At 61.9% G+C, this 12,700-nt stretch carries 9 protein-coding genes and 2 pseudogenes; 8 read left to right on the forward strand and 3 right to left on the reverse strand.

The genetic code is table 11. The annotated features are described in order from the left end of the window. Positions 1-8 precede the first annotated feature (8 nt). The 3 genes from P9273_RS09475 to arcC are packed head-to-tail and all read left to right on the forward strand — an operon-like array spanning position 9 to position 3,140. Positions 9-1,223, forward strand: a complete 1,215-nt coding sequence (locus P9273_RS09475; RefSeq protein WP_278048671.1) for an arginine deiminase — start codon at positions 9-11, stop codon at positions 1,221-1,223. 11 nt (positions 1,224-1,234) lie between these two features. Then, positions 1,235-2,236, forward strand: coding sequence for an ornithine carbamoyltransferase (gene argF / locus P9273_RS09480; protein WP_278048672.1), 1,002 nt, complete (start codon positions 1,235-1,237; stop codon positions 2,234-2,236). Between the two features lies 1 nt (position 2,237). Further along, the gene (arcC, locus tag P9273_RS09485) at positions 2,238-3,140 is read left to right on the forward strand and encodes a carbamate kinase (RefSeq protein ID WP_278048673.1); all 903 of its coding nucleotides are present in this window, start codon (positions 2,238-2,240) and stop codon (positions 3,138-3,140) included. 41 nt (positions 3,141-3,181) lie between these two features. On the opposite strand, the gene P9273_RS09490 is transcribed toward arcC, so the two are convergent. The 3 genes and pseudogenes from P9273_RS09490 to P9273_RS09500 form a co-directional block, all read right to left on the reverse strand. Beyond that, positions 3,182-3,547, reverse strand: a complete 366-nt coding sequence (locus tag P9273_RS09490; protein ID WP_278048674.1) for an SHOCT domain-containing protein — start codon at positions 3,545-3,547, stop codon at positions 3,182-3,184. Positions 3,548-3,811: 264 nt separating this feature from the next. After that, a complete protein-coding gene (locus P9273_RS09495; protein WP_278048675.1) occupies positions 3,812-4,774 on the reverse strand; it encodes an alpha/beta fold hydrolase in 963 nt (320 codons plus the stop codon). Continuing rightward, positions 4,771-5,384 (reverse strand): annotated as a pseudogene (locus P9273_RS09500) (hydrolase). Before P9273_RS09500 ends, P9273_RS09495 begins: the two are co-directional and overlap by 4 nt. Positions 5,385-5,548: 164 nt before the next feature. Between P9273_RS09500 and groL the strand changes: the two are divergent. From groL to P9273_RS09525, 5 genes and pseudogenes are all read left to right on the forward strand, one after another. Continuing rightward, positions 5,549-7,170: pseudogene (groL, locus tag P9273_RS09505) on the forward strand (chaperonin GroEL). Between the two features lie 418 nt (positions 7,171-7,588). After that, a complete protein-coding gene (locus tag P9273_RS09510; protein ID WP_442920202.1) occupies positions 7,589-8,266 on the forward strand; it encodes an ABC transporter ATP-binding protein in 678 nt (225 codons plus the stop codon). Then, positions 8,260-10,626 carry an ABC transporter permease gene (locus P9273_RS09515; RefSeq protein ID WP_278048677.1) on the forward strand — a complete coding sequence of 789 codons (2,367 nt, stop codon included), beginning with the start codon at positions 8,260-8,262 and terminating at the stop codon, positions 10,624-10,626. The genes P9273_RS09510 and P9273_RS09515 overlap by 7 nt, the downstream gene beginning before the upstream one ends. Positions 10,627-10,628: 2 nt before the next feature. Beyond that, positions 10,629-11,819 (forward strand): efflux RND transporter periplasmic adaptor subunit, encoded by a 1,191-nt coding sequence (locus P9273_RS09520; RefSeq protein ID WP_278048678.1) that lies wholly within the window; start codon positions 10,629-10,631, stop codon positions 11,817-11,819. Positions 11,820-11,975: 156 nt separating this feature from the next. Next, positions 11,976-12,596 (forward strand): cytochrome b/b6 domain-containing protein, encoded by a 621-nt coding sequence (locus P9273_RS09525; RefSeq protein ID WP_278048679.1) that lies wholly within the window; start codon positions 11,976-11,978, stop codon positions 12,594-12,596. Positions 12,597-12,700 lie beyond the last annotated feature (104 nt).

Below are 12,700 nucleotides of genomic sequence, written 5' to 3' on the forward strand. Positions count from 1 at the left end.
GCCGTCCCATGGCAAATCTGGGGGTTCATTCGGAAGTCGGCCGCCTGCGCGAGGTGATGGTCCACAGGCCGGATCTCAGCCTGCGCAGGCTGACGCCCGACAACTGCAAGTCGCTGCTGTTCGACGACGTGCTGTGGGTGAAACGGGCGCGCCAGGAGCACGACGTGTTCGTCGATGCCCTGCGCGAGCGCGGCGTGGTGGTGCATTCGTTCGGCGAACTGCTTGCTGAGACCATGGGCCTCGGCATGGCCCGCGACTGGCTTCTCGATCGCCGCGTGCATGCCGGTGTGGTCGGCCTGGACATGGTCGACGAGATGCGGGGCTGGCTGAACGAGATGTCGGCCGGCCTGCTGGCAACCTGCCTCGTCGGCGGTATTGCGCGTGCCGAACTGCCGTTCGAGCCCAAGGGGCTGACCGGAAGGACGCTTGCGCCCCAGGACTTCGTCCTCCCGCCATTGCCCAACCAGCTCTTCACCCGCGACAGTTCCTGCTGGATCTATCGCTCCGTCTCCGTGAATGCGATGTACTGGCCCGCCAGGCGGCCGGAAGCGGCCAATGTCGAGGCGGTCTACCGTTTCCACCCGCATTTCCGTGACAGCGGCATTCCGTTGGTATCGCCCCAGGCCGGAACAGGCGTCAGCCTGGAAGGCGGCGACGTCATGCCCGTCGGCGGGGGCGTCGTTCTCGTCGGGATGGGAGAGCGCACCACGCCGCAGGCAGTCGGCGACCTCGCCCGCAGTCTGTTCGCAGCCGGAGAGGCCACGCGCGTGATCGCGGCGCTGATGCCGCGCGACCGCTCTTTCATGCATCTCGATACCGTCTTCACCTTCTGCGACCGGGACCTTGCCACCATGTATCCGCCCGTGGTCGACAGGCTGCGTACCTTCTCGATCCGGCCTGGAGACGGCGATGCTGCGGTCGAGGTCAGGGAAGAGAGCGCCCCTTTTGCAAAGGTCGTAGCGGAAGCGCTCGATCTGAAATCACTGCGGATCATCGCCACCGGCGGCGACCGCTACGAGGCGGAGCGGGAGCAGTGGGATGACGGTAACAACGTTGTCGCGGTCGAGCCGGGTGTCGTCATCGGCTACGACCGCAACGTCTACACCAACACGCTGTTGCGGCGCGCGGGGATCGAGGTGATCACCATCGAGGGTGCCGAGCTCAGCCGCGGCCGGGGCGGCGGCCATTGCATGACCTGCCCTATCGCACGCGACCCGATCTGAAAGGACATCCAATGTCGATCAATCTGCATGGCCGTTCGGTGCTTTCGCTCGATGACCTTTCGGCCGAAGAAATCCGTTTCCTCCTGAAGTTGGCTGCCGACCTGAAGGCCGCCAAGCAGGCGGGACACGAGATACCCCGCCTCGTTCGCAAGAACATCGCGCTCATCTTCGAAAAGGATTCGACACGCACACGGACCGGCTTCGAAGTGGCCGCATATGATCAAGGCGCCCACGTCACGTATTTCGGCCCCTCGGGCAGCCATATCGGGCACAAGGAATCCATGAAGGATACCGCGCGCGTGCTCGGGCGGATCTATGACGCCATCGAGTATCGCGGTTTTGCCCAGCATCAGGCCGAGATGCTGGCGGCGAATGCCGGCGTGCCCGTCTACAACGGCCTGACGGATGAAGCGCATCCGACGCAGATCCTCGCCGATTTCATGACGATGCGCGAATTCACGCACAAGCATCTGTCGGACATGATCGTCGCTTTCGTTGGCGAGGGTCGGGACAATGTCGCCCAGTCGCTGGCATTGGGGGCGGCCAAGGTCGGCATCGACATGCGCATCGCCTCGCCGAAGGAGCTGTGGCCAGACGAAGAATTTTGCGCACATGTCAAGGAATTGGCGGGGAACAGCGGCGGCCGCTTCCGGCTGGACGAAGACATTGCCGGCTGCGTCCAGGACGTCGATTTCATCTACACCGATGTCTGGATGTCGATGGGGGAGGACAAGTCCGGATGGCCGGATCGCATCCGTCTTCTGACGCCCTATCGGGTGACGAAGGACGTGATGGCGGCCAGCGGCAATCCGCATGTGAAATTCATGCACTGCCTGCCGGCATTTCATGACACCGATACCGAGGTCGGCGCCTATATCGCGCGGGAATTCGGCATCGACTGCATGGAGGTGACAGACGAGGTGTTCGAGTCCGGCGCCTCGATCGTCTTCGACCAGGCGGAGAACCGCATGCACACGATAAAGGCGCTGCTCGTCGCCACGATCGGCAACTGACATGCTGATCGTGACGGCCCTCGGCGGGAACGCGCTGTTGCGGCGCGGCGAACCCATGACTGCCGAAAACCAGCGCAACAACGTCAAGCGCGCCGCGTCCGCGCTGGCAGCGCTGATTGAAGAAGACCATTCGCTTGTGGTCACGCATGGCAACGGCCCGCAGGTCGGCCTGCTTGCACTGCAGTCGGCGGGCTCACCGGACGGCGCTTTCCCGCTCGACGTTTTGGGCGCCGAGAGTGCCGGCATGATCGGCTACATGATCGAGCAGGAGCTCGCCAACCTCGCCTCTCAGAGACTGTACGCGACACTGCTCACCCAGGTGAGAGTCGATCCGCACGATCCCGCATTTTCCCGTCCGACAAAGCCGATCGGCCCGGTCTATGACGAAACGACAGCGCGACGGCTCGCGGGAGAGCGCGGTTGGTCCATAGCGCCCGATGGCGACAAATGGCGCCGGGTGGTGCCCTCGCCTCGTCCGATCGAGATTCTGGAGGCACCCGTCATCTCCTTCCTCGTCGAGCACGATGTCACCGTCATATGCACAGGTGGCGGCGGCGTCCCCGTCATTGCGCGCGAGGACGGCGGCATGGTTGGCGTCGAAGCCGTCATCGACAAGGATCTGGCCAGCTCGCTGCTGGCGCGCCAGTTGAAGGCCGACATGCTGCTGATGCTCACGGATGTGGATGCGGTCTATGTCGGCTATGGCAGGCCGGAGGCCCGCGCGCTTCGGAGGGTCGGGGCAACAGAATTGTCCGGGAGCGACTTTCCGGCCGGCTCGATGGGACCCAAGATCGATGCCGCGATCGAATTCGTTCAAGCGACGGGCAATCCTTCGGCGATCGGCTGGCTCGAGGACGCCGCGGAGATCGTCAAGGGCCGACAAGGCACCCGGTTCGAAGCATAGCTTCGGTCGGAATCATCGTCGCAGTCAGGCGCCAACGCCACCTATTCGCCGAGCACGCGGCGCCTTTCCTCGAATTCTTCCTTGTCGATCTCGCCGCGCGCAAATCGCTCGCGAAGAATATCAAGCGGTGCGCGGCTCGCGACCGGGTGATGCGGAGACACTGGCCCCGACAACGGTCCACCCAGCCAGCGGACGAGAATGACCGCGATTGCCACCAACGCCGCGAGGAAGAGGATCATGAACAGCGGACCGAAAATCATGGGATACCAACCTTCGGCCCACCCCATCATGTGGGATCCCCAACCGTACCCTCCGATGTCGGATGGTGCCTGCGCCCACGCCGCGCTGGGCACAAGGGCCAGAGCGGCGCTCGCTGCCGCGACGGACTTCATCAACGCCTTCTGCATTGGCTTGCTCCACCTTGGATGAATGATACTCTACGCCGTTGGTCGGGTTCCACTTTGCGCGAGATCAACCGCGGTCGCGACGTGCTCGCATAGCGGCGCAACGGCCCTCCCGTTGCGGGGTCGGGTGGTGGGTCAGTTTGAAATTTGAGCGCTGGCGCGATCCGGTTGCCGCTGTCCAGTCCCGTTATTCGATCAGCCTCGCTATATGCCATCTGGATCAGGCGCCGATGCTGAGCAACCTGTGTCGCCGTCAGGCCTATCGGATCATGGAATCACGCCAGCTCCTTCCAAGAACACGCGGACCGCGTTGCGAACCTGCTTCGCGTGTCCAACCAAAAGATGTCCACCGGTGTCGTAGACGACCAGCTTTGCACCGGGGATCCTACTGGCTGCGAATTCGGCCGCCGGCAGCGTCTTGAAAAGATCGTCGCGCGCGGAGATGATCATTGTCGGCGCAGTGATTTCTTCCAACGGCAGCTCATGCAGCTCGGGGACGCTGTCTATTTTGATTCCGGGGAAACGCAGCGACAGCGGCTCGACGCTCCTGACAAAGCTCATCACGCGTTCCCTCTCGGCCTGGGGCGCGACCGCTACCAGCGCCGGCCGCACGCCGACAAAGCGAATGAGTATCGACGGAGCGACGGTCTCGGCGGCCCACCATGCGAAATCGCCGCCGACATTGACGGCCCAGAAGGCGAACCTGTTGCCGAGACTCACATCGATCGAGACGGGGCTGGTGGGCGAATAAAGCGCGGGGACTATCAGGATGAGAGCGGCTACCTTGTCAGGATGCCGCAGTGCCAGCTCGACCGCCGAACGAGCGCCGGCCGAAACGCCGACAACCACCGCTTTGGGGACGTTAAGTCTCGAAAGCAGCGCCGCGTGGGCGTCGCCCTGTCCGGCTGGAGAAGCGTCTCGCGGAACCGGCGTGCGCAGATAGCCGAAGCGCGACGGCGCGATGACTCGAAAGCCTAGACCCGCAAGATCGCCAGCAAGGGCGAGTCCCTGGTCAAAACCGCCGCCTGCGCCGTGGATCGACAGCAGCGGAATGCCCGCACCGGTGTCGGCATATTCGATCGTGCCAATGTCGAGGTTGGCGACCATGCTGCCCTGGCCGACGGCGTGGCGCAGACGACCAAGCTCGCTCCTGTAAAGCAAGAAAGCCACACCGGCCGCGGTCGCCAGGGCAATGAGCATGACCAGCAGGAAACCGCCATTTCTAGTCATTGCGAAAGCTCCTCCAAGGGACGAGCGAAGATCGACCCGCATGACCTGGAAGCGAGTGGATATCTCAATCCTTTGTGGCATCGCAAGGCGTTGACCTGCAGGAGCCAAGCCACGGCCGCGACGCCAACGACGTAGTTCTTACCGTATGCCGCGGCGCATTTCGGGCAGGTCGTATAGAAGAAATATACATCGGTAGGTTGGGATCGCGCTGGCGCGCGATCTCGAGCATTTCCTGGTGCCAGCCGCTTACCTGCTCGAACGCCCCTTCAAAAACCTTGGTGACGAAGTCGCCCGTCGGCGTGATCATTTCCTCCTCGGGCACAGCCTTCGAAACCGAAAAAAGATGCTCGCTTGTACAAGGCGACAGATCGCGGCTTAGGACGATGAAGTGGCCTTCGGCAGAGGCGGCGGCGTCGATATGCTCGTTAACACGGGCAAAGACGCTGCCCATATTCACCGGGACATGCATGACGCTGCGGGTTGTCGCTCGCACGAACGGCTTGTCGGTCAAGTGCAATTCCTGATCGTCCCAGCCGCCTGGGTTGAATTTGGGGCAGCAGCCCGTCGTGTTGACGCTGGCATCGTAGTGCGGTGTTTCGTTCGTCCGCATGCCCCCCTCCTGATGTGAGCAAGCGGCAGCAGAGCAGCCAAAGACGTTGTCGACATTGATCGCGGTCAACACGGCAGACTTGTCGCCATAGCGCAATTGATGCGCATCAAAGCCGGTCGGCGAAAGCAGAGCTATGGGAATCGGTCTGACACCCGGAGGCGACCATGGCTCACAAACAGGTATTATTCCGCTCAGCGGCGCGCGAAAAGATTCTTCGCGGCGCCACTCAGCTTGCCGATGCCGTGCGGGTGACGCTCGGTCCGCGTTCGAAGTCAGTTCTGATCGAAAGGAAATGGGGCGCCCCGATCGTTTGCAACGATGGGGTGACGATCGCCAAGGAATTCGACCTGAAGGACCCGGAAGAGAACCTTGGCGCGCGCATGCTTCGGCAGGCGGCCGAGAAGACAGGCGATATGGTCGGGGACGGTACGAGCACTTCGACGATCATCGCCCATGCGATATTTGCCGACGGCGTGCGCAACGTCGTTGCTGGCGCCAGCGCGATCGATATCAAGCGCGGGCTCGACCGTGCAGCGAAGCGCGCAATCGATACGCTCAAGCAGATATCGCGGCCCGTCTCGACGAGGCGCGAGAAGGAACAGGCGGCGACGATCTCCGCGCACAACGATCCTGTCATCGGTGAACTGATTGGTCAGGCGATGGAGAAGGTTGGCGGCGAAGGTGTGATCACGGTCGAGGAATCCAAGACCACCGAAACGGTGCTCGACGTGGTCGAAGGCATGCAGTTCGACCGCGGCTTCCTCTCGCCTTATTTCGTGACCGACACAGAGAAGATGGAAGCGGTGCTCGAAGACGCGCTCGTGCTCATGGTCGAGAAGAAGATCTCCTCGCTCAACGACCTCATCAAGCTGCTGGAGGCCGTGGCCAAATCAGGTTCGCCTCTGCTGGTGATCTCGGAAGACGTCGAGGGCGAGGCCCTTGCCACGCTTATCGTCAACCAGATCCGTGGCACGTTCAAGAACTGCGCCGTGAAGGCGCCGGGCTTCGGCGACCGGCGCAAGGCCATGTTGCAGGACATCGCCGTCCTGACGGGTGGGCAGGTGATTTCCGAAGATGTCGGCCTGAAGCTGGAGAATGTGACGCTGGCTCAACTGGGACGCGCCAAGCGCGTGGTCGTCGACAAGGACAATTCGACCATCATCGGCGGCAGCGGCGACCAGACCGCCATCAAGGGACGCGTCGAGCAGATCCGGCGCGAGATCAGCGATACAACCAGCGATTATGACCGTGAGAAGCTTCAGGAGCGGCTAGCCAAGCTCGCCGGCGGCGTGGCTGTCATCAAGGTCGGCGCACCGACAGAAGCCGAAATGAAGTCAAAAAAGGAAGCGCTGGACGACGCCATCAGCGCCACCAAGGCGGCAGTGGCGGAAGGTATCGTGCCTGGTGGGGGACTGGCCTTGCTGCGCTGCATAGGCGCGGTCACCGAGGAGGAAGCGCGCTGCGAAGGCGATGAACGCACCGGTGTCCAGATCCTCAAGCGCGCGCTCGGAATGCCTGCGCGTCAGATCGCCGAGAATTCCGCGGTCGACGGCGGCGTGGTCATTGCCAGGATGATGGAGGGCAAGGGAACTTCGGCTTCGACGCCGGCCGCAAGGAATATGTCGACCTGGTCGAAGCCGGCATCATCGACCCGACCAAAGTGGTCCGCATCGCCCTGGAAAACGCCGTCTCCGTCGCCAGCGTGCTGCTCCTGACTGAAGCGACCATGACCGAGATTCCGGAGCCGGCCAAAGAGCGCACGCTTGAACCGGAAATGTCGATGTAGTCGAGGCAAATGACGCCAAAAGACGGGAAGCGTAGCAGAGGCGCCGCAAAGAGAACGGAAGTCCAGCATGGCACAGAGAATGGACAAGATCGAAGTCGGCATGGATCTAAGATGCCGCGTTACCGACACCTGGCAAGACGATCTGGGCGACGATGGGACGAGGTCCTTATCGAGGGGCACAATACGCCGGTCAAATTTGAAGCCGGTCCAACTCAATCCCTTCGATGATCGACTTTGCCGCGCCTAGCACGATATCAATACCGGCAAGCGAAGATCCGCGACAATGATCTCACGTTACCTGCCCGCCTTGGCAGCGCTCTTGCGCCGGCGAGGCCGGAGACCTCACCTGCAAGCTAGCGAGCGAGAGGCGAATAGTCCAGCAACACCACCGACGGGCCCGGTCTTTACCGCCCGTGGATTGAGCAAGGTGTATGGCTCGGGGGATTCTTGCGTCGTAGCTCTCAAGGACGTCGACCTTGATATTCGGCAAGGCGAGTTCATCGTCCTTCTTGGGCCCTCCGGTTCGGGCAAGTCGACTCTTCTTAATATCCTTGGTGGACTGGACGCTCCAACGTCAGGCTCGGCAAAGTGGCGCGATCACCAACTGACGGGAGCTGGCGACGATGAGCTAACCACATACAGGCGCGAGCATGTCGGCTTCGTCTTCCAGTTCTACAATTTGATACCAAGCCTCAGTGTCGAAGAGAACGTGAGGCTGGTTGCGCAGATTGCCAGCGATCCGATGACTGCCAGGGAAGCGCTGGAACTCGTCGGACTGTCACATCGCGCAGATCACTTCCCATCGCAATTATCAGGCGGAGAACAGCAGCGGGTAGCCGTGGCTCGCGCGATCGTGAAGCGACCTGATATCCTGCTTTGCGACGAACCGACCGGCGCCCTCGACGTGGATACCGGCCGGATGGTTCTTGCGGCGATCGCCAAGGTGAACGCGCAGCTAGGCACGACGACCATCGTCATCACCCATAACTCGGCAATCGCTGGAATGGCTGACCGCGTCTTGCGGCTGAGCGGTGGGCGCATCGTCAAGGAGGAACCTAATCCGAACCGCATCGCCGCCGACGACGTGCAATGGTGAATGTCCTCGACATCAAGGTCCTGCGCGATCTCTGGTCGATGCGGCTTCAGGTACTCAGCATAGCAATGCTCGTCGCTGCTGGCGTGGCCGTCTTCGTGATGTCGGTGTCCAACTATCGGGCGCTCGTGGGCGCCATGGAGAGCCACTACCGCAACGAGCACTTCGCCGACCTCTTTGCCGGCCTGACGCGCGCGCCGCTGGTTATCGCGGACCGATTGCGTGAGATTGATGGGATGGGCATCGTCGAACCGCGGGTTGCGAAGCCGGTTCGGATAATACGCGAGGACACGAACCTGCCGATCTCGGGACGCATCATCTCGCTGCCGGTCAAGGGGCATCCGCTGCTCAATCGTCTCCATCTGGTGCAAGGGCACTGGCCCGACCCGTTGCATCCGAAAGAAGTCATCGTCAACGCGGCCTATGCCGAGGCACGTGCCGTGCGGATGGGAGAACCCGTTGAGGTCGTGCTCAACGGGCGCCTGCAGGATTTTCGCGTCGTCGGTTCCGCCTTGTCGCCCGAGTTCGTCTTCGCCACGCGGGCCGCAGTGCCGCTTCCCGACGATCGGAACTTCGTCGTGCTATGGGCCGGCGAGGACGCGGTGGCCAGTGCATTCGATATGAAAGGAGCATTCAATGACGTGGCAATGACGCTGGCTCCGAAGGCAAGTATCAAACATTTGCTGGAGGAGGTGGACCGCTTGCTGGCTCCATACGGCGGAACGGGAGCCTACGATCGCGGCGATCAGCCCTCGCACCGCTTTCTTGCGGATGAGCTGGCGGAGCAGGAAACCTTGAGCATTTTCATGCCTTCCGTTTTCTTCGGCATCGCGGCGTTTCTGCTCAACGTCGTCATCGGCAGAATGGTTGAAGCGCAACGCGGACAGATCGCTTCGCTCAAGGCCTTGGGATTCGTCAACGGCACCATCGCGCTTCATTACTTCAAGTTGGTCACGGTCATCGCGCTGCTGGGATCGGCCGTAGGCCTCGTCCTGGGGTGCTGGTTCGCCGTTGGCGTCGTGGGAAGCTACCGCGCCTTCTTCCGGTTTCCTTCGCTCGACGCGCGGTTTGAGCCGTGGCTTCTCGTTGCGGCGACGCTGGTCAGCATCGTCGCCGCGAACCTTGCGGCTGCGACATCGGTCTATCGAATAGCTGTGCTTCCACCCGCCGAAGCCATGCGACCCGCCACGCCGCCTGCTCTGCGGACCTTCGCTTGGCTCCAGACTACAGGGAGCCGCGTCATCCCGCTGCAGTATATCATTGCGGCCCGCACAACGCTGGGCAGGCCGATCAGGACGCTGCTGTCGACCATCGGCATCGCCCTTGCCATTCCACTTATCCTGTTTGGGCTCTATTGGTTCGATGCCATCGACTACATGGTCGACGTCAGCTTCAGCCGGGTCGAGCGCGGCGATGCCTTTCTCACTTTCACCGAACCTGTTTCCACGGATGCACTCTACGAGTTAATGGCGCTTCCCGGGGTGCTGAATGCTGAACTCCAGAGAGTGGTTCCTGTCAGATTGCGAGCGGGTTATCGAACTTATCGCACGTCGGCCATTGGCCTGGATCCCGGCTCCGAGCTCAGAATTCCCAGGGACAAGGCTCTCCAGCCAATTTCCATTCCGGCAGACGGCATCATGCTAAGCCGGCAGATCGCAAGCCAGCTGGATCTTCATGTGGGCGACACCGTGTCGATCGACGTGCTTGAAGGCGCCGGAGCGGTGAGGGAAGTCATCGTCCGCAGGATCTCCGACGACATCTTGGGATCGTCAGTGATCATGGACCGCAGTGCGCTCAATCACATGATGAGGGAAGGTCCTGTAGCGAACGTCGCGGCCCTCAGGATTGACCCGGCTCAATCCGAACTGGTCTGGTCCAGGATAAAGTCGATGCCAAGGATCGAGGGAAGCTCGGTAAAGGCTCTGTGGCTGTCACTGTTCAACGACACGATTGGCGGAATGGTGTTGATCGGGGCACTAATCCTGGCGGGGTTCGGGATGCTGATCGCGATAGGTGTCGTCTATAACAGCGCACGCATTGCCCTGCAGGAGCGCGCTTGGGAACTGGCCGGTCTGCGCATTATCGGGCTGACTCGGCGCGAGGTGTCGGCGATCGTCGTCAGCGAGCTTGTCGTCGAGCTTGTCGTGGCGATTCCATTGGGACTCCTGATCGGGCGCTACCTGATCGAGCTTATTGCCTCAGCGCGAGCGAGCCAATCGTTTCAAATTCCCCCCGTGATCGATCCGAGCAGTTACGTCATAGCCTCGCTTCTGGTGATCGCCGTGGCCTTCGCCAGTTTCATCATGATCCGCCGAAAGATCGACAGGCTCGATCTGGTAGCCGTCCTCAAGACCCGAGACTGATCATGAAGCATCGGCCTACTTCGATCGCTGGTGGACTCTTGCTGGTGTTGATTGCGGCGGCCGGCCTCTATTGGCTCCTCTTGCCGCAGCCGATTCTCGTCGAGACCGCCGACGTCGTGACGACGACGTTTCAGGACACGATCGAAGAAGACGGCCGCACGCGCGTGCGGGATCGGTATATGGTGTCGGCGCCTTTATCGGGTCGCGTCCAGCGGCTGATGCTGAAGGCCGGTGATATCGTGCACACGGGGCAAAAACTGGCGATCATCACGCCGCCTGTGTCGCCCTTGCTGGATTCACGGGTGCGGCAGGAGCTCGAAGCGCAGGTCGGCGCAGCCGAGGCTGGCGTCGAAGAGGCCGAAGCACTTCACGAGCAGGCCAAGGTCCTCCTGGCTCAAGCCGGCGCGGGTCGCGAGCGCACCAGGCAGCTTGCCCGGCGCAATGTGGCGGCCGTTGCGCAATTGGAAAGAGAGGAAGCTCTGTTCCAATCCGCAAGCCGGCAGGCGGATGCCGCCGAGCGCCGCTCGCATGCCGCTACTCATGTCCTGGAACAGGCCCGAGCAGCATTGCAGTCCGCCAGCAATGCCGATCCGAGCGAAGGTTTCCCCGTAGTGTCGCCCATAGACGGACGCGTTCTCAGGGTCGAACAGGAAAGCGAGAGCGTGGTCTCCATGGCGGCCCCCTTAGTCGAACTGGGGGACCCGGGCGACCTAGAACTCGCGGTGGACGTGTTGACGACCGATGCCGCCCGTATAAGGCAGGGCGACAAGGTGACCATCGGGCGATGGGGCGGGGCCTCGGATTTGCAGGGCATCGTCCGGCGTGTCGAGCCTTCCGGCTTCACCAAGATCTCCGCGCTCGGCGTGGAAGAACAGCGCGTCTGGGTCATCATCGACATAGTCTCGCCGCGGCAGACTTGGACCAGTCTCGGCGACGGCTACCGTGTCGAGGTCAGCATCGTGGTCGACCAGATCGACAAGGCAATCGTCGTGCCGATGGGCGCGTTGTTTCGGCGAGGTGAAGCCTGGAACGTCTTCGTTGTGGACGGCGGTCGAGCACGACTGCAACAAGTACAAATATCGCACCTTTCGGCGCGCGCTGCTGCAGTAGCGGAAGGTGTACGTCCTGGGGAAACCGTCGTCGCTTACCCGCCCGCTGGCCTTGCGGATGGGAGCAAGGTCAGGCTCCATTAGTCGCCCGCCACGGGTCAGGGAACCGCCGGGTCGACACAGTTACGGTTCACGGGCGGTCACGTCGCACCGCGTGCGGCTTTTTGCGCTTGATTCAAGTCAACGCAAGGGAAGCTGAGTTGGCTTGTCGTGAGATCATTCCAGCAAGGAGTTATCGAAATGCATGATCGAGCTGCCGAGATATTTGTGTGGGATCCCTTCGTTCGGATAGCGCATTGGACAATCACTGTGGGGTTCTTCGTTGCCTATCTGACGGAAGACGCAACGGCGGTCCACGTCTGGGCTGGGTATGTTGTCGGCGGGCTGGTCGCAGCCCGCGTCGTATGGGGCTTTGTTGGGCCACGGCATGCCCGGTTTTCCGACTTTGTAACCGGTCCGACGGCGGCCATCAGCTATTTCTGGGACCTCATTCGCGGGCGATCGAAGCGCTACGTAGGGCATAGCCCCGCCGGTGGCGCGATGGTTCTGGCGCTGCTCGCCTTTCTCGCAGCGACGGTCGCGACGGGGCTCGTCCGCTACGCCGAGGAAGAAGGTGCTGGGCCGTTGGCGTCTCTCTATGCGCAGACATCTTCCATTGCGGTCTCGCAGGCCTCGGAGCAGGAAGAGAACGAGGCTGGCGAAGGCCGCGCTCGGAGCGCTGTTGGGGAGGCGCACGACGTGCTCGCCAATGTGACGTTCGCCCTCGTCGTTTTCCACATTCTCGGCGTGCTCTTAGCGAGCTTCGTGCACCATGAGAACTTGGCAAAAGCGATGGTCACAGGCCGTAAACGACACGGCTAGATGATGTAGGAAGCCCAATCGCTTTCCACCGAAAGTCCTTCCGTGTCGACTTGATCCGCCTCCAACGGATTCACGAACGGCAGGCCGGAAGCAATCAGGCAACA

This window comes from Mesorhizobium sp. WSM4935, from assembly GCF_029625735.1.
Classification (GTDB): Bacteria; Pseudomonadota; Alphaproteobacteria; order Rhizobiales; family Rhizobiaceae; genus Mesorhizobium.

Bases quoted from the DNA above. Each gene is read 5' to 3' on its own strand.
- argF (WP_278048672.1), top strand. From the start codon at position 1,235: ATGTCGATCAATCTGCATGGCCGTTCGGTGCTTTCGCTCGATGACCTT.
- P9273_RS09515 (WP_278048677.1), top strand. From the start codon at position 8,260: ATGGTGAATGTCCTCGACATCAAGGTCCTGCGCGATCTCTGGTCGATG.
- P9273_RS09495 (WP_278048675.1), bottom strand. From the start codon at position 4,774: ATGACTAGAAATGGCGGTTTCCTGCTGGTCATGCTCATTGCCCTGGCG.
- arcC (WP_278048673.1), top strand. From the start codon at position 2,238: ATGCTGATCGTGACGGCCCTCGGCGGGAACGCGCTGTTGCGGCGCGGC.
- P9273_RS09525 (WP_278048679.1), top strand. From the start codon at position 11,976: ATGCATGATCGAGCTGCCGAGATATTTGTGTGGGATCCCTTCGTTCGG.
- P9273_RS09490 (WP_278048674.1), bottom strand. From the start codon at position 3,547: ATGCAGAAGGCGTTGATGAAGTCCGTCGCGGCAGCGAGCGCCGCTCTG.
- P9273_RS09475 (WP_278048671.1), top strand. From the start codon at position 9: ATGGCAAATCTGGGGGTTCATTCGGAAGTCGGCCGCCTGCGCGAGGTG.
- P9273_RS09520 (WP_278048678.1), top strand. From the start codon at position 10,629: ATGAAGCATCGGCCTACTTCGATCGCTGGTGGACTCTTGCTGGTGTTG.